General features: G+C 33.7%; 22 protein-coding genes. 17 read left to right on the forward strand and 5 right to left on the reverse strand.

Annotated features, from left to right (window positions below; all coding sequences use genetic code 11):
* The first annotated feature begins 51 nt into the window (after positions 1-51).
* From MN581_RS00345 to MN581_RS00360, 4 genes are all read left to right on the forward strand, one after another.
* Positions 52-327, forward strand: a complete 276-nt coding sequence (locus MN581_RS00345; protein ID WP_071457044.1) for an HU family DNA-binding protein — start codon at positions 52-54, stop codon at positions 325-327.
* Between the two features lie 123 nt (positions 328-450).
* Positions 451-693 (forward strand): GlsB/YeaQ/YmgE family stress response membrane protein, encoded by a 243-nt coding sequence (locus MN581_RS00350; RefSeq protein ID WP_117972759.1) that lies wholly within the window; start codon positions 451-453, stop codon positions 691-693.
* A gap of 26 nt (positions 694-719) precedes the next feature.
* On the forward strand, positions 720-1964 hold the full coding sequence (locus tag MN581_RS00355) for a tetratricopeptide repeat protein (RefSeq protein ID WP_117972141.1): 1245 nt from the start codon (positions 720-722) through the stop codon (positions 1962-1964).
* 8 nt (positions 1965-1972) lie between these two features.
* Positions 1973-2518 (forward strand): YpiB family protein, encoded by a 546-nt coding sequence (locus MN581_RS00360; protein WP_117972142.1) that lies wholly within the window; start codon positions 1973-1975, stop codon positions 2516-2518.
* Between the two features lie 6 nt (positions 2519-2524).
* Here the strand turns inward: MN581_RS00360 and MN581_RS00365 are convergent, their stop codons facing one another.
* Entirely contained in the window at positions 2525-3412 is an 888-nt protein-coding gene (locus MN581_RS00365; RefSeq protein ID WP_117972143.1) for a YitT family protein, read from the reverse strand.
* 128 nt (positions 3413-3540) lie between these two features.
* Here MN581_RS00365 and MN581_RS00370 point away from each other — a divergent pair, with 128 nt between their 5' ends.
* From MN581_RS00370 to MN581_RS00390, 5 genes are all read left to right on the forward strand, one after another.
* On the forward strand, positions 3541-3888 hold the full coding sequence (locus MN581_RS00370; protein WP_117972144.1) for a nucleotide pyrophosphohydrolase: 348 nt from the start codon (positions 3541-3543) through the stop codon (positions 3886-3888).
* A gap of 13 nt (positions 3889-3901) precedes the next feature.
* Positions 3902-5107 carry a CCA tRNA nucleotidyltransferase gene (locus MN581_RS00375; protein ID WP_241698915.1) on the forward strand — a complete coding sequence of 402 codons (1206 nt, stop codon included), beginning with the start codon at positions 3902-3904 and terminating at the stop codon, positions 5105-5107.
* A complete protein-coding gene (locus MN581_RS00380; RefSeq protein WP_117972146.1) occupies positions 5108-5467 on the forward strand; it encodes a hotdog domain-containing protein in 360 nt (119 codons plus the stop codon).
* Between the two features lie 115 nt (positions 5468-5582).
* Positions 5583-6041: a hypothetical protein gene (locus MN581_RS00385; RefSeq protein ID WP_117972147.1), complete on the forward strand. Its 459-nt coding sequence runs from the start codon at positions 5583-5585 to the stop codon at positions 6039-6041.
* Positions 6042-6182: 141 nt separating this feature from the next.
* The gene (locus MN581_RS00390) at positions 6183-6512 is read left to right on the forward strand and encodes a Cna B-type domain-containing protein (RefSeq protein WP_241698916.1); all 330 of its coding nucleotides are present in this window, start codon (positions 6183-6185) and stop codon (positions 6510-6512) included.
* 108 nt (positions 6513-6620) lie between these two features.
* On the opposite strand, the gene MN581_RS00395 is transcribed toward MN581_RS00390, so the two are convergent.
* Positions 6621-7055 carry a GNAT family N-acetyltransferase gene (locus MN581_RS00395; protein ID WP_117972149.1) on the reverse strand — a complete coding sequence of 145 codons (435 nt, stop codon included), beginning with the start codon at positions 7053-7055 and terminating at the stop codon, positions 6621-6623.
* Positions 7056-7123: 68 nt separating this feature from the next.
* Here MN581_RS00395 and MN581_RS00400 point away from each other — a divergent pair, with 68 nt between their 5' ends.
* From MN581_RS00400 to MN581_RS00435, 8 genes are all read left to right on the forward strand, one after another.
* Positions 7124-8044, forward strand: a complete 921-nt coding sequence (locus MN581_RS00400; protein WP_241698917.1) for an alpha/beta hydrolase — start codon at positions 7124-7126, stop codon at positions 8042-8044.
* A 283-nt stretch (positions 8045-8327) separates the two neighbouring features.
* Positions 8328-10973 carry an alanine--tRNA ligase gene (alaS, locus tag MN581_RS00405; RefSeq protein ID WP_241698918.1) on the forward strand — a complete coding sequence of 882 codons (2646 nt, stop codon included), beginning with the start codon at positions 8328-8330 and terminating at the stop codon, positions 10971-10973.
* A gap of 258 nt (positions 10974-11231) precedes the next feature.
* On the forward strand, positions 11232-11666 hold the full coding sequence (tnpA, locus tag MN581_RS00410) for an IS200/IS605 family transposase (protein ID WP_117972152.1): 435 nt from the start codon (positions 11232-11234) through the stop codon (positions 11664-11666).
* A gap of 252 nt (positions 11667-11918) precedes the next feature.
* Positions 11919-12326 carry a MarR family transcriptional regulator gene (locus tag MN581_RS00415; protein WP_117972153.1) on the forward strand — a complete coding sequence of 136 codons (408 nt, stop codon included), beginning with the start codon at positions 11919-11921 and terminating at the stop codon, positions 12324-12326.
* Positions 12327-12412: 86 nt separating this feature from the next.
* Positions 12413-12856, forward strand: a complete 444-nt coding sequence (locus MN581_RS00420; RefSeq protein WP_117972154.1) for an alcohol dehydrogenase catalytic domain-containing protein — start codon at positions 12413-12415, stop codon at positions 12854-12856.
* A gap of 77 nt (positions 12857-12933) precedes the next feature.
* Entirely contained in the window at positions 12934-13572 is a 639-nt protein-coding gene (locus tag MN581_RS00425) for a nitroreductase family protein (protein WP_071456997.1), read from the forward strand.
* A gap of 14 nt (positions 13573-13586) precedes the next feature.
* Complete coding sequence (locus MN581_RS00430; RefSeq protein ID WP_071456996.1) at positions 13587-13874, forward strand: putative quinol monooxygenase; 288 nt, start codon at positions 13587-13589, stop codon at positions 13872-13874.
* 2 nt (positions 13875-13876) lie between these two features.
* On the forward strand, positions 13877-14236 hold the full coding sequence (locus tag MN581_RS00435; protein WP_117972155.1) for a DUF1304 domain-containing protein: 360 nt from the start codon (positions 13877-13879) through the stop codon (positions 14234-14236).
* Between the two features lie 138 nt (positions 14237-14374).
* On the opposite strand, the gene MN581_RS10040 is transcribed toward MN581_RS00435, so the two are convergent.
* From MN581_RS10040 to MN581_RS00445, 3 genes are all read right to left on the reverse strand, one after another.
* Positions 14375-14656: a transposase gene (locus tag MN581_RS10040; protein WP_277756515.1), complete on the reverse strand. Its 282-nt coding sequence runs from the start codon at positions 14654-14656 to the stop codon at positions 14375-14377.
* Positions 14657-14682: 26 nt separating this feature from the next.
* The gene (locus MN581_RS10045; RefSeq protein ID WP_277756516.1) at positions 14683-15057 is read right to left on the reverse strand and encodes a transposase; all 375 of its coding nucleotides are present in this window, start codon (positions 15055-15057) and stop codon (positions 14683-14685) included.
* A gap of 255 nt (positions 15058-15312) precedes the next feature.
* Positions 15313-15624 (reverse strand): hypothetical protein, encoded by a 312-nt coding sequence (locus tag MN581_RS00445; protein ID WP_241698919.1) that lies wholly within the window; start codon positions 15622-15624, stop codon positions 15313-15315.
* Between the last annotated feature and the right edge of the window lie 52 nt (positions 15625-15676).

The raw sequence follows: 15676 nt of genomic DNA on the forward strand, positions 1-15676 counted from the left end.
ACATGATGTCACATAAAACATCGAATCTTTTTCGAGGAGGTGAAATTAATAATGGCAAATAAAGCAGAATTAATCGAAAAAGTTGCAGAAGCAACTGGATTAACTAAAAAAGATGCGACAGCATCAGTAGACGCTGTATTTACTTCAATTCAAGAATTTTTATCTGAAGGTGAAAAAGTTCAATTAATCGGATTCGGAAACTTCGAAGTACGTGAAAGAGCTGCCCGTAAAGGACGTAACCCACAAACAGGTGAAGAAATTCAAATCGCTGCAAGTAAAGTACCTGCATTTAAACCAGGTAAAGCGTTAAAAGATGCAGTTAAATAAAACTGTTAAAGCAAGTATCGAATTTTTGATACTTGCTTTTTTTTATAAAGTTAAACGAATTTCTAGGAAAAAACATAGAAATCAGATAGAATGGATTAGACAAATAGAATGAGGGTGATTATGATGCATTGGATTTCAGTATTAATCGTAGGAAGTATTATTGGTGCAGTTGCAACATTAATAACAGGAAAAAAAGACTCACAAGGTTGCTTATTTAACCTTGTGGCAGGGTTATTAGGCTCTGCAATCGGACAAAAAATGTTTGGTGATGATTGGGGAGGACAATTAGCTGGTATGGCGTTGGTTCCTTCTATTTTAGGAGCCATTATTATTGTTGCCATTGCTTCTATTTTCCAAAAAAAATAGAACATCACAGATGAAGGAGAAAAAATATGTCATATAGTAAACAAATGTTAGAAGCATTATCATCTGGAGACTTAGCTCAAGCGACGGTTTATTTTAATGAAGCTTTGTCACAGGATTTACCAGAAGAAAAATTACAATTAGCAGATAATTTGTATCAACTAGGCTTTCTTGAAGAAGCGAGCACGTTGTTTAAAGATTTGTTGAGTCTTTATCCTGATGAGGATAGTTTGAAAATATCTTTAGGAGAAATTGCGATTGAAGAAGATAAGCTAGAAGAAGCGTTTGAATGGTTAGAACAAATTAAGCCAAGCAGCGAATTATACGCACAAAGCTTATTGACGTTAGCCGATATTTATCAAATGATGGACATTCCTGAAGTGAGCGAACAAAAATTAAAAGAAGCTAAAACGATACTGCCAAATGAGCCATTGATTGATTTAGCACTAGGAGAATTATATTTCTCAACTGAAAGCTATCAAAATGCTATTACAACGTATGAGATGATAAAAGAAACGTACCCAACCTTTGAGTCGCCAATTGATTTAGATGAGCGTATAGGAGTATCTTTGTCAAGAATTGGGGAGTATGAAGAAGCAGTGACCTTTTTAGAATCTGCTATTAAACAATCTGAAACAGTGGAGCGATTGTTTCAGTTGGCTCTTTGTTACTATCAAATTAGAGAAAATGAACGCAGTATTCAACTTTTAACAAAAGTTAGCGAGATGAATCCTGAATTTAATCAAGTTTATTACCCATTGGCACAAATCCTGTTTGATGAAGGACGATATGATGACGCATTAGAAGTAGCTGAAAAAGGAATTCATGTTAATCCTTATGATGTGTCTGTCTATCATTTAGCGTCAGAAGCATCTTATCAACTAAATCAAAAAGACCAGGCAAAAATGTATTTAGAAGAAGTTATCTCATTGGAATTAGATAGTGATATTTCAAAACTAAAACTAGCTGAACTGTTATTGAAAGAGGAAGAATATGAAGAAGCCATCCATTTAGTTTCGACATTAGATATTTTAGATCAAGGTGAAGCCTATTGGTACTTAGCACAAGCTTATAATGGTTTAGAAGAGTATGCAGATGCGAAAAAATATTATGAGTTAGCTCATCCATATATGGATATTGACGCTGATTTCTTAAAAGATTATGGTATCTTTTTACGAGAAGAAGGACAATTAGACAAATCAAAAGAGGTATTACAAGCCTATTTGACAATGGTTCCAGATGATTTGATGATTGTTACAATGTTGGAAGAGTAGTGAAGAATATGATTAATTTAGAGGACAAACGAGCCTTTATCACCTGGCTATTGGAAACTATTACGCTAAAAGAAAAAGAAGCTTATTGGATTTTAAATTATTTACTTAATCATGATGCCATACTTAATCGCGTCGTGTTTGTTGAACAAGCAGATAAAACGCCTAGAGGTCTTGTGATAGCCGCTACAAGGGAAAATCAGGATGGACTCGTTTTATTTAAAGAAACCCAGCCTTTTACTGATGCCCAACAAATATTTCATGAGATTAGAATGAATTATAAAGATACCTTATACATCGAAGTTTATTTCGAACATCGTGAATTCAATCAATTGTATCAAACAGTCACAGAAGATAATCCGTTTCTTAGTGCGTTTGATTTGATTCCAACAGAGATGTTTCATCGTATAGAAAACGATTTTAAACAAAAACAATCCGAAAAAGAAGAGGAATATTTATTAACCAAAATAAATGATGCGATTGACTCAAACAATCAACAAGAGTTTATTTATTGGTCAGATGAATACCAAAAAAGAAAAAACAAAAGTGGTGGATAATCTCCCTTACTTTTGTTTTTTTGCTTGTTCATGTAACTCTTGCAATTCTTTATAAGTAAAGCCTTCTCCTGAGACTTCATTGATGTTGAAAAAAGTCATAAAGGCACGCGGATCAATCTCATAACAAATTTCTTTGATACGACTCATCTCAATAATGCTTGCAACACAATAAACCATTTGTCTACTTTCTTTTGAAAAGCCACCTTCGCTATTAATATAGGTTACACCGCGATCTAATTCTTTCATAATGGTATCGCCTATTTGTCTATCATGGTCTGAGACAATAAAAACGGCCTTAGCACCATAGGACGCATCTTGTACAAAATCCACCACTCGGCTGAATACAAAGACAGCAATCAGCGTGTACATCATTTCTTTAAGTGATAAATAGCTTAGAGACAACAGTAAGACACATATATCTAATGTAAACAACGATCGTCCAATCGTCATACCTAAACGTCTCTCGATGATACGAGCAATAATGTCTGTTCCACCAGTTGTCCCACCATATTTATACACGATTCCACTACCAATTCCACCGCAAATCCCTGCAAGAAGTGCGGCAATTAAAATATCGTTATCAACAGAAATGTTTAAAGGTATTTTTTGCCAAACCCACAAGTTTAATGACAAGGATAAGGAACCGACTAATGTTAAAATAAGTGGTTCTAATCCGAGTAACTTTAGTCCAACCAAAATAAGCGGAATATTTAAAATAAGGGTAGTCAGTGCAGGGTCAACATGAAAAAGATTATAGACAATCAATGCAATTCCCGTCATCCCGCCTTCAGCTAACTTGTTTGCTATATTAAAATTAACCAAACCAAAGCTAAAAATACTCGCTCCAATAAAAATCATGATACAATTAATAAAAAATTGCCTGTTTATACGCATAGTTTGCCCCCAAAAACCATATTTACATCATTTAGTTTCATCTTATCATTATTGTCTAAGGAGGGCAACAAGGGCAACAGATAATAAAAACTAGGTGTATTTTGGAATATTTTTAAAAGGAGTTTGTCATGGAAAAAATAGAGAAGTTAACTCAAATGCAAAAAGAAGTGGATGATTACATCCAACAATTTAAAACAGGCTATTTTTCCCCTCTTGCTCAAATGGCAAGATTAACCGAAGAAATGGGAGAATTAGCTAGAGAGATTAATCATTACTACGGAGAAAAACCAAAAAAATTAACTGAGAAGCCAAAAACAGTAGAAGAAGAATTAGGCGATGTTTTCATTGTTCTGTTAATCATGGCGAATTCTTTAGACATTGATTTAACAAAAGTATTTGAAGATAACATGAAAAAGTTTTATGCTAGAGATAGTCATCGCTTTGAACGAGTGGATGAGGGAAAAAGTATGAAGTAGAAAGTTGATAAAAATGAAAATAAATGAGTTACCAATCGAATTTAAACATGCTTTACCGGTTTTAAAAGAACTTAATCGTCATGGTTATGAAGCCTATTTTGTTGGTGGAAGTGTCAGAGATGTGATTCTACATCAGACCATTCATGATGTCGATATTGCAACCAGTGCGTTTCCAGAAGAAATTAAAGAGATATTTCCACGAACAATTGATGTTGGTATTGAACATGGTACAGTCCTTGTTTTATATCATCAAGATCAATATGAAATTACCACATTTCGTACGGAGTCAACCTATCAGGATTATCGACGACCAGATAAGGTGACGTTTGTTAGAACTCTTGAAGAAGATTTAAAACGACGTGATTTCACCATGAATGCCTTAGCTATGACACTTGATGGAGAGATTGTCGATTTATTTGAAGGCATCGAATCCATTCATGAAAAAGAGATTAAAGCAGTCGGAAATCCTGATGAACGGTTTAGTGAAGATGCTCTTCGAATGATGCGCGCCTTGAGATTTGCTAGTCAATTGGATTTTAATATTGAAGTGAAAACGGAAGAGGCGATAGCCAAAAATCATTTATTACTCGAAAAAATTGCCATTGAACGCATTTATATCGAGTGGGTTAAATTGTTAATGGGGTCCCATCGGAAAAAAGGATTACGTCCTTTCGTTGAAACAAATTGTTATAAATGTTGCCCAGAATTATCGAATAAAAAAGATGAGTTGATGAGTTTTTCAGATATTAACCCTACGATGTTGTTAACAAGTGAAGAATTAGCTTGGAGTTGCCTATTAATTGCATTAAAAGAGACAAAGATTAAATCATTTTTTACAAAATGGAAAGCATCAAAACACTTATCTAACGTAGTTAGTCAAGTAGTCACGTATTATAATCATCGTTTGGAAAAAGACTGGGATGCTCAATCTTTATATGATGCAGGGGTAGAAGTTATTTCTTTAGTTGAACAAGCAAGAGCCTTCTTTAGCTTGTCAAATGATGAAACATTGTATTTAGAAACATATGATCAATTACCTATTAAATCAATGACTGATTTGAGTATTTCAGGTCGTGATATTTTATCATTTACTAATAAAAAGCCAGGACCTTGGTTAGGAAATGTTTTATCATTTAGTGAAAAACAAGTGTTGAATGGCCATTGGGAAAATGATAAAGCCACGTTATTAAAAAATATCAACGAAATGGTGGTGGATTAGATGGATTATGACATGATATTTGAAGTCACAAAACGATACACAGCAAAAGAATTAGGATCAGGAACATTGAATGTATTAGGCACCCCTGGTCTTATTGCAATGGTTGAGAATGTTTGCATGAATGCTATTGAAAAAGATTTAGAAACAGGATATACCTCTGTGGGCTCTTCAATTGACATTAATCATATGCGACCTTCCATAACAGGGGCATTAATTAAAATCATTGCGACATTGAAAGAATCTGATGAAAAATCTTTTCATTTTACTTATAAAGCATATGACCAAGATAGGTTGATAGCTACAGGAAAGCATACTCGTGTTAAAGTAAATACCATGACATTTATGGAACGTATTAAATAGTAATAGATATAATTTGTGAAAAGATTAATAAAGTTGTTTATTTTTTTTATTAATCATGTTACAATAAATGTGTAAGAAAGATGATAAGTTTCTAATTGGAAAGAGGAGATCATTTATGGCAAAAACAATGACAGGTTTTAAATTTTATTTCAGAAATGGTGAAACATGGACAATAGACCGTGAATGCATTGGCGATTTATGGATTAGTAAAGTATCAACAAGTTATGGACGTATCAATGGAAGTGATTTTCAAAAAATTAGACCATGTGAAGGGTTTAAAATTGAGATTTTAAGTGAAGCAGATCATGTCCAAACAGATGACATTAACTTAGGTGGATTAGAGTCAGGTATGTTTGAACGTGCGACAAAATATCAAGATATTGAAAAAATGGATATTGTTTTTGATGATGGAACAAGTGATTTAATTTACTTCCCATATAAAGATAAAGAGACACCTGGTCAAGAAGGATTAGATAATGTTCATCAAACAACAAAAATATCTAAAAATGGTCATTTATATATTGTTATTGATGAAAAAAAATCAGTTGATGAGGTTTATGGAGAATTTTTATAAAATTAAATTATGTTTAGTTAAAGAGTTATGTCACTTTGACATAACTCTTTTTTATGTTTTTAAATTCACAAGGAACTCTAAAAAAATGCACGAAAAAATAATTAAAAAACACGCAAATACCTTTATTATATTGATATTAGTGTGACAAAATATTGGAAAGATAATCAAGATAAACACAATACACGCCCAACGAGCATTAAAGTTCAACTCTATGCAGATGGTAAGAAAAGTGATGAAGCTGTTGAATTGAATGAGGGTAATCGTTGGACATGTACATGGAACAAATTCGTCAAAAAAGTAAATGGAAAAACAATTGATTATACAGTGAAAGAAATAAGGAAAGTACCAGGTTATACAACAAGTGTGAATGACACGAATATTGGTCACATCATTATTACCAATACTTTAAATAATAAGTCCCATAATAGTCTACCAAACACTGGTGAAAAGAATGATATTCTACTTTTATAAGTGAATTAGTTATCCTTATGATTAGTGCGATAGTTATCTGGTATGTGAAGTAACATAGAGTAAAAGAATAATACGACATCCTCAGCTATTTAGTAACTGAAGGGGTGTTTAGTTGAGTTCTTTTTCTAGTAACACACAGATAATACCATCTTCGATGAATTCATCAGAGACCACTTGGTAACCTAATTTTTGATAAAAACCAATGGCTTGCTTTTCACCATGAACCCGAGACAGCGTACAGTGTTGTTTTTTACCAATTTGTTCTAGCTCTAAAATGAGTCGCCTACCAAGTCCTTGTTTACGCATCATTTTGTGGACACATAACCTATCTGGACGTAAAGTAGTCTCGTCATCTTGTTGGTATCTAATCGTTCCAACAGGACTTTTATCATGATAGATGACTAGATAAAAGGTGCTATCGATATCGAGGTCATCAAATTCAGATTTTAAGGATATGCCTTGTTCCTGGACGAAGACCAGTGTTCTTAAATAAAATGCAGCAGCTTTGTTCCAAGGGGCGTTATTAAAGACAATTTGAATCATATGATTCTCTCCTTTTCAAATAGATAGTTTCAGTGTATCATACTACTATCTGAATGTTGGAGGTAAGTATGAAAAAGGTATTAATTTATGGACTAGTGATTCTAGTTGTTGTAATTATTATAGGGCTAGGTGCAGGAGTTAATTATTTATTTAACTATGCAGTTGTAGCAGGGAAAAAAGATTTTATTAATGACGTAAAACAAGAAAAAATTGACAAAGATTGGCAGTTTTCAGCAAATCATTTAAGTGAATGGACAATAAACAGTGATGATGGATTAAAGTTAGTCGCTAAAAAAGTCACACATGATACACCAAGTAAAAAAGTTGCGATTGTAGCTCATGGCTATATGGGGAAAAGTGATCTTATGGGGCAATATGCTCAACTGTTTTATGATGATGGGTTTGATGTATTGGTGCCAGATAATCGTGCTCATGGGAAGAGTGAAGGAAAATATGTGGGATTTGGCTGGTTAGATCGAAACGATTATGTGAAGTGGATTAACACAGTGATAAAAGAATATGGTGAACAGGTTGACATTGTTCTGTATGGTTTAAGCATGGGAGCAGCAACTGTTATGATGACAAGTGGTGAGAAGTTACCAGAGCAAGTGAAGGTCATCATTGAAGATTGTGGGTATGATTCAGTAAACAATGAGTTGGCTTTTCAGTTAAACGATATGTTTCATCTGCCATCTTTTCCAATGATTCCACTAGCTTCTGGTTACACGAAACTTCGTGCTGGGTATTCATTTAGTGAAGCGAGTGCTGTCAAACAATTAGAAAAAAATAGATTACCAATGTTATTTATCCATGGAGATCAAGATGATTTTGTTCCCAAAGAAATGGTTTATGAGGTATATAATGCCACAAAAGGACCGAAAGAATTAGTTATTTTCGAAGGAGCAAAACATGCAGATTCGTTAAAAAAACACCCGGAAGAATACAAAAAAACAATCGAAACTTTTTTAGCGAAGTATCTGCCAAAATAGGTAAGACGCATTGACAGGTAGAGGTTTTTTCATTATAATTTATATGCAACTTAAGGACATATTTTTAAATGATTAAATGAATCAGAGAGCGCTTGTTTGGTGAGAGAGTGCAACTAATTTAAAAATGCTCCCTTATGACTTTGATAGTAACCTATCACGTGTTTTCGCGTTAAGAAAGTAAAAGAGGTAATGACTGTCAAAGCATCATTGCAATCAAGGTGGTACCGCGGTAAACGTCCTTGACTGCATGGGTGCTTTTTTATTATTTTTAGGAGGAATATGAATGAAACAATTATCAAGTAGTCAGGTTAGACAATTATTTTTAGATTTTTTTGAAACAAAAGGGCATAAAATTGAACCAAGTGCCTCTCTTGTCCCAATTGATGATCCAACATTGTTATGGATTAACTCTGGTGTGGCGACATTAAAAAAATATTTTGATGGGTCTGTTGTACCTGAAAATCCAAGAATTACCAACGCTCAAAAAAGTATTCGTACTAATGATATTGAAAACGTTGGGAAAACAGCGCGTCATCATACGATGTTTGAAATGTTAGGAAACTTCTCAGTAGGAGACTACTTTAAAAACGAAGCGATCCATTGGGCTTGGGAATTATTAACAGGTGAAAAATGGTTTGGTTTGGACAAAGATAAATTATATGTGACGGTTCATCCTGATGATGAAGAAGCATTTCGTATTTGGCATGAAGAAGTCGGTTTACCAAAAGAGTCTATTGTTAAATTAGAAGAGAACTTCTGGGATATTGGGGCTGGTCCATGTGGTCCAAACTCTGAAATATTTTTTGATAGAGGACAAGAATACAATGATGTGGCAGAAGATGACCCAGAAAATTACCCAGGTGGCGAAAATGAACGCTATTTAGAAATTTGGAACTTAGTATTCTCAGAATTTAATCATACTGAAAACAATGAGTATTTACCATTGCCACATAAAAACATTGATACGGGGATGGGATTAGAACGTATGGTGTCTATTTTCCAAGATGCTAAAACAAACTTTGAAACAGATTTATTTATTCCAATCATTGAAGCAACTCAAAAGATGTCTGATGGCAAAGAATATGGTAAAGATAGCGCAACAGATACGTCTTTCAAAGTCATTGCTGATCATATTCGTGCGGTATCATTTGCAATTGGCGATGGGGCGTTGCCATCAAATGAAGGGCGTGGTTATGTCTTACGTCGATTAATTCGTCGTGCGGTGATGCATGGTAAAAAACTAGGAATTGATAAAGCCTTTTTAGTTGATTTAGTGCCTGTTGTTGGACAAATTATGGAAAGTTATTACCCAGAAATTGTCGAAAAACAAGACTTTATTCAAAAAGTCATCAAAACAGAGGAAGAAAGATTCCACGAAACAATTAATGATGGTTTATCCATTATCAGCGACTTAATCAAAGACATGAAAGCAGCTAATCAAACTGTTTTATCTGGTAAAGATATCTTTAAACTATATGATACCTATGGCTTCCCAGTAGAATTGACGGAAGAGATGGCTCAAGACGAAGGATTAAGTGTGGATCACGAAGGATTTGAAGTCGAAATGACGGCTCAAAGAGATCGTGCTCGTGCGGCTCGTTCGAAAGAAGAGTCAATGTCTGTTCAATCTTCTCTATTAACTGATATTAAAGTAGTGAGTGAATTTGTGGGCTATACGGAAGACACAGTGGATGCTAAATTAATGGTGATTATCCAAGATGATGAGATTAAAGAGGCGACAACTGAAGGTAATGCGCAATTAATTTTTGGTCAAACACCTTTCTATGCTGAGATGGGTGGACAAGTGGCTGATAAAGGGGCAATTTATAATGCAGCAGGTGATTTGGTTGCCAATGTGGTAAACGTTAAAAAAGCACCAAATGGCCAATCATTACATCAAGTGGAAGTGTTTGGTGAATTAAAAACAGACGACACATATCAATTAGTGATTGATAAAGAATTACGTCAACGCATCACAAAAAATCATACAGCGACTCACTTATTACATCGTGCGTTAAAAGATGTATTGGGAGAGCATGCTAATCAAGCAGGGTCACTTGTTGCACCAGGTTATTTACGTTTTGACTTTACTCATTTTGAACAAGTGACTCCTGACGAGTTAAAACAAATGGAAGAAATCGTGAACGAAAAAATTTGGGCACACTTACCAGTTGTCACAGTTGAAACAGATATTGATTCAGCAAAAGAGATGGGCGCGATGGCACTATTCGGTGAAAAATATGGTAAAAATGTTCGTGTGGTAAATGTTGATGGTTACTCTATCGAATTATGTGGTGGGGTTCATGTAAGCAACACTTCTGATATTGGGGTTTTCAAAATTGTTTCTGAATCAGGAATTGGTGCAGGTGTTCGACGTATCGAAGCTGTGACAAGTAAAGAAGCCTATGAAGCCTTTAGAGAAGAAGAAGGATTACTCCGTCAAGTAGCTAAATGTGTTAAAGCACCTCAACTAAAAGATACTGTTCAACGTGTGGAACAATTACAAGAACAATTAAAACAAGCACAAAAAGAAGTAGAACAATTAAGTGCAAAATTAGCTAACGCTGAAGCAGAAGATGTGTTTAAGGACATCAAAGAAGTAGATGGCGTGACTTATATTGCGTCAAAAGTCGCTGTCAAAGACATGAACCAATTACGTCAATTAGCTGACCAATGGAAACAAAAATCACTATCTGATATTTTAGTCTTAGGATTAGTACAAGGCGAGAAAGTTAACTTACTTGTCAGTATGACAAAAGAGATGAATGATCAAGGATTAAAATCAGGTGATTTAATCAAAGCAATCGCGCCACTTGTTGGCGGTGGCGGTGGTGGTCGTCCTGACATGGCTCAAGCGGGTGGTAAAAATCCAGAAGGGTTACAATCAGCAATTGATTCAGTAGAATCATGGATTAAAGAACATAAATAATTATTTAACTGGTTGTTATTTTTGACGTGACAACCAGTTTTTTCGGCTCTTTGTCAAATAGGACTGATGAGTTAAATCTATAAGATGATGAATTTGAGGGTAATCTCAGATTTATCATCTTTTTTATATGTATTGAAAACCACCTGCTATGCGGGTGGTTCTAAAAAGCTTCCAGCGCGGCATTAAAAAATCCTCTTAAAATGATAAGATAGGCTTGTTTTCCCGACCACAAACTATCAAATCACAAGGAGGTTCCTTATGAAAAAGGACACTCAAAGTTTATCACACACAACATGGAAATGTAAGTATCACATAGTTTTCGCATCGAAGTATAGACGCCAAATAATTTATGGAGAATATAATAAAAGTGTTGAAATCATAGAAGCTAATGCCTGTAAGGATTACATACATATGTTAGTAAGCATTCCACCTAAACTTAGTGTTTTTGGTTTTATAGGTTATTTAAAAGGAAAAAGTAGTTTAATGATTTTTGATAGACATGCAGAGCTAAAATATCGTGATGGAAACAGAAAATTTTGGTGTCGAGGTTATTATGTAGATACGGTTGGAAGAAATAAAAGGCAAATTGAAGAATACATAAGAAATCAAATTCAAGAAGATTATGTAGCAGATCAGCTTACATTATTTGAAGAATGTGATCCATTTACTGGAGAAAAAAATAAAAAGAAATAATAGCTAATCTTTTTAGGATTAGCGAGTAAACGTGGTGCACGAGGGGAAACCCTTCGGTAAGCCTTTTAGGCTTAGGCCGGGAAAAGAGGCTTTCAGCCGAAGAACAAACCTCCAGTTCACACTGGAGGTTTTGATTTGATAATAATGAATAAATTTTAGAGTTAATTTAAGCAAACTACTTTTCAAAGTATTAAAAATGATTTATATTTGACTGGTCAACTATTGATTAATCACACATGAAAGGAGTAATAGATGAATTTAAGAAAATTTAGCAAACTATTATATCAACTTAAACTTGCCAATCAAGAAATGACTACTAAATTTGAAAAAGAAACAGGATTTAGTATTACACGTTATGAATTAATGTTGTTTCTGAAAGAGAATGGACAGTGTTCGCAAACAAATTTGCAAAATGAGTTGAAAATAGATAGTGCTGCGGTCACTAGACATTTAAAGATTTTAGAAGAAAAAAATTATGTTATACGTGAAAGAAACAAAAATAATAATCGAGAAGTTGTTGTTAGAATTACAGAGAAGGCAACAAAAGAACTGGAACATTGTGAAAGAGAATTTAGTCATCCAAATAAAACGATGATGTCGCCATTGAATGAGGAAGAAGAAAATACTCTACTAAATTTATTAACAAAATTAGTGAAATAAATATAGGAAATTAGATTGGCGAATGAAGGAGAGGACAGATGTTTGCGTATCAAATAAAGCAATACGGAAAGCAAGAATAACTTTTTTTGAATGAAATACAAAAACCTGTACTGTCTAAGAATAGTATAATAATCAAAGTTCATTCAGCAAGTTTGAATCCAGTTGATTACAGAATTCGCAATGGTGATGCAAAATTTGTTTTGCGTTATTCAATGCGCTTGACACTGGGGCATGATTTTTCAGGCGATATAGAAGCTGTGGATTCAAAAATTACACAATTTAGAGTAGGTGATTCTGTATACGGAAGAACACCGATGACAGGGGCTTTCCAAGAATACGTTGTTGTTGGTGAAAATGATATAGCAAAAGCATCAAAAAATCGTTCTTTTGTTGAATCGGAAAAATTGATTATTTCAATTCAAAAGATTTACCCTATTTCAGAGATTAATACTGCTATGAAAGAAATAAGCAGCGGACGTGTGAAAAGGAAAATTGTAGTTGATTTTACGAATAAAGAGAGAAATGAGTAGAATGAAGACTCATAAAAAGCGTAATAGCATAAATTGGTTTTTAAAAATTGTAAATATGAAATGGAAGAGGAAAGAATATGTCAAAAAATTTGGTAAACAATGATTTTTCAGAAATTATATTTGGAAGAAAGTCTGTTCGTGGATATGATGAAACAGTAAAAATATCTCATGAAGAAATGCTTGAAATGATTCAAGAAGCAACGACTGCACCATCATCAGTGAATATGCAACCTTGGCGTTTTGTCGTTGTTGAGAGTGATGAACAAAAATCTAAACTAAAACCATTAATTCGTTTTAATACAAAGCAAAATGATACTTCCTCAGCAATGGTTTTGATTTTTGGTGACATGCAATGCTATGAATTAGGGGAAGATATTTACAACCAAGCAGTTGAAGAAGGTAAAATGCCAGCTGAAGTAAGAGACCAACAATTGGCTGCAATTATTCCATATTACAAAAATTTTACTAAAGAACAAATGAATGATGTAGTAAAAATTGATTCAAGTTTAGTTGCGATGCAATTCATGCTCATTGCTCGGGCACATGGATATGAAACGAATCCAATTGGAGGATTCGAGTCTGACCAGTTAGCAGAAGCTTTTGGGTTAGATAAAGAGAGATATGTACCAGTAATGATTTTATCTATCGGAAAAGAGAAAGAAGCTGGATATACTTCTGTTCGATTGGCTGCTGAAAAAATCACTGAATTTAAATGAGAGGAGGGAGAAAAATGAAAATTATACAAGCAAATTTTTATGTAAAAAATGATAAAAGAGAAGATTTTTTAGCGGATATAGTACCTTTAATTGCTTCTACACGATTGGAAGAAGGCTGCTTGCTATATGATTTATATGAATCAGTGGAAAAGAAAAATCAATTTGTGATGATTGAACATTGGAAAAACCAAGAATCAATTGATAAACATAACCAAAATCCACTATTAATAAACTTATTTGGAAAAATGTCAGAATATGCTGAGAAGAAAACAGAATTAATTATCACAGAAAATGAGGAATAGAGATGTCTATAATTTCAACTGTTTTAATCGTATTTGTTGCTTTGGAATTTTTCTATATCATGTATCTAGAGACTTTTGCAACTACATCAGGTGTAACGAGTAGAGTTTTTAATATGACAAAAGAAGAATTGAAAAGAAATTCTGTAAGTACCTTATTTAAAAATCAAGGGGTATATAATGGTCTAATTGGTGTAGGATTGTTGTATAGTGTATTTTTATCAAAGGCTTCACTTGAAATTAGTCGAGTATTATTAGTTTATATAATTTTAGTTGCTTTATATGGTAGTTTAACAAGTGATAAAAAGATTATTTTAACACAAGGTGGTTTAGCCATTCTAGCACTTGTTTCAACCTTCTTTTAAAGAGAAAACCACAATCAATTAAGGTTGTGGTTTTTGCGGCTCTATGTCAAATCGTGTTGATGGACAATAATATTGATGAAAAAGTCTCAAAAATGAAATAGAATTAATTGAAGTGAGGGAAGAAATTCTCTCGCTTTTTTAATTAACCTGAAAAACTTCATTTTGAATCAAAAAGATACGTCGTTTGAATAGTAGAAAGTTTCGATAGCCATAGGTCACACGTTTAATCACGTTAATTTTATTGTTAATGCCTTCTAAGAAACCATTTGAATAGGAGTATTTAAAGGTATTCATGACTCCTTGGGAGAACTTACCAAATATCTTGAATTTATCTTTAACATACTTTGGTAATTCAACAGGTATCTTTGAACATCGCTCAAAAAATAAGACATAATCGTTGATTCTATAAGCATACTTCAATTCTTGGATAAAATGATACGCTTTTTTTATAGAGAACTATAAGAAAGTAACTCATCTACCAATTCGGTAGATGACACATTTCTCTTGAATAAAGGACGATAATAAAAGTGTTTATAGTTTAATTCAGAGCTGTCCTTTAAAAGGAGTTTCCAATAACGCTTTAATCTTCGATACTGCTTTCCTTCCTCTTGATTGTGGTGTTTTAGTTGATTCATTTCTTTTATTCTTAAGGTGTTGAAAGAGCGGTTAATCTGTTGAATGATATGAAATCGATCTGTGACGATTGCGGCGTTTGGAAAGACTGTTTTTAATAGTTGACCGTAACTTGCATTCATATCCATGACCAAAAATCTTACTTTTAAACGTGATTTTTTGGAATACTTCATAAGGTAAGAAACCAATTTATGTCATCTTTTATCAGGTAAGATATTGATTATTTTTTTAGGTGTCGCATCAGCACAAATAAAGCTCATTCCAGCATGACAATCAAAAGTAGAGCTAAACTCATCTACACAAAGAGCCGTGGGCAAGAAATTAACATTCGGTTGCTGATTGTTCGTAAATGAGACTAACACACGTTTAACAGTATTTTCAAAGACACTGTGGCATGCTGCGATTTTTTTACATAATTGATTCTCTTTTAAGTCAAAAGCAATTTAGTATTTAAGCTGTTTAGAAATGTGACAATAGTCATCTACTAGAGAAGTAGAAGCAAGGTAACGTTCTCTGTGAAGTTTCAGATAAGTTGGGCGACGTTCAACTTCAGGCAATTGACTGATGGTTTGATACGTTCCGTTTTTAACGGATTGATAACATCCACATTTCTGGCATTGCTTATCTTTATTCACTAATCTTCCTGTCATCATGTTAACAGAGCGGTTGTTTCTCGCTTCGCGAGACAACCAATCCTCATTAAAAATAAGAGAATCATCTGTTAAATTGAGTAGTTTTCTTGTACTATTATCCATAGGAGTATTCTCCTTTGTAATGTTAGTTATAGACGACTTAATTTTACCAATA

The sequence above is a fragment of the Vagococcus sp. CY53-2 genome, assembly GCF_022604695.1.
Classification (GTDB): Bacteria; Bacillota; Bacilli; order Lactobacillales; family Vagococcaceae; genus Vagococcus.

What these genes read in the sequence shown, in the direction of transcription:
- MN581_RS00345 (WP_071457044.1), top strand. Translation starts at nt 52, where the DNA reads ATGGCAAATAAAGCAGAATTAATCGAAAAAGTTGCAGAAGCAACTGGA.
- MN581_RS00365 (WP_117972143.1), bottom strand. Translation starts at nt 3,412, where the DNA reads ATGCGTATAAACAGGCAATTTTTTATTAATTGTATCATGATTTTTATT.
- MN581_RS00350 (WP_117972759.1), top strand. Translation starts at nt 451, where the DNA reads ATGCATTGGATTTCAGTATTAATCGTAGGAAGTATTATTGGTGCAGTT.
- MN581_RS00385 (WP_117972147.1), top strand. Translation starts at nt 5,583, where the DNA reads ATGGCAAAAACAATGACAGGTTTTAAATTTTATTTCAGAAATGGTGAA.
- MN581_RS00380 (WP_117972146.1), top strand. Translation starts at nt 5,108, where the DNA reads ATGGATTATGACATGATATTTGAAGTCACAAAACGATACACAGCAAAA.
- MN581_RS00355 (WP_117972141.1), top strand. Translation starts at nt 720, where the DNA reads ATGTCATATAGTAAACAAATGTTAGAAGCATTATCATCTGGAGACTTA.
- MN581_RS00445 (WP_241698919.1), bottom strand. Translation starts at nt 15,624, where the DNA reads ATGGATAATAGTACAAGAAAACTACTCAATTTAACAGATGATTCTCTT.
- MN581_RS00395 (WP_117972149.1), bottom strand. Translation starts at nt 7,055, where the DNA reads ATGATTCAAATTGTCTTTAATAACGCCCCTTGGAACAAAGCTGCTGCA.
- MN581_RS00370 (WP_117972144.1), top strand. Translation starts at nt 3,541, where the DNA reads ATGGAAAAAATAGAGAAGTTAACTCAAATGCAAAAAGAAGTGGATGAT.
- MN581_RS00375 (WP_241698915.1), top strand. Translation starts at nt 3,902, where the DNA reads ATGAAAATAAATGAGTTACCAATCGAATTTAAACATGCTTTACCGGTT.
- MN581_RS00435 (WP_117972155.1), top strand. Translation starts at nt 13,877, where the DNA reads ATGTCTATAATTTCAACTGTTTTAATCGTATTTGTTGCTTTGGAATTT.
- MN581_RS00430 (WP_071456996.1), top strand. Translation starts at nt 13,587, where the DNA reads ATGAAAATTATACAAGCAAATTTTTATGTAAAAAATGATAAAAGAGAA.
- MN581_RS00400 (WP_241698917.1), top strand. Translation starts at nt 7,124, where the DNA reads ATGAAAAAGGTATTAATTTATGGACTAGTGATTCTAGTTGTTGTAATT.
- MN581_RS00360 (WP_117972142.1), top strand. Translation starts at nt 1,973, where the DNA reads ATGATTAATTTAGAGGACAAACGAGCCTTTATCACCTGGCTATTGGAA.
- MN581_RS00425 (WP_071456997.1), top strand. Translation starts at nt 12,934, where the DNA reads ATGTCAAAAAATTTGGTAAACAATGATTTTTCAGAAATTATATTTGGA.
- MN581_RS00415 (WP_117972153.1), top strand. Translation starts at nt 11,919, where the DNA reads ATGAATTTAAGAAAATTTAGCAAACTATTATATCAACTTAAACTTGCC.
- tnpA (WP_117972152.1), top strand. Translation starts at nt 11,232, where the DNA reads ATGAAAAAGGACACTCAAAGTTTATCACACACAACATGGAAATGTAAG.
- alaS (WP_241698918.1), top strand. Translation starts at nt 8,328, where the DNA reads ATGAAACAATTATCAAGTAGTCAGGTTAGACAATTATTTTTAGATTTT.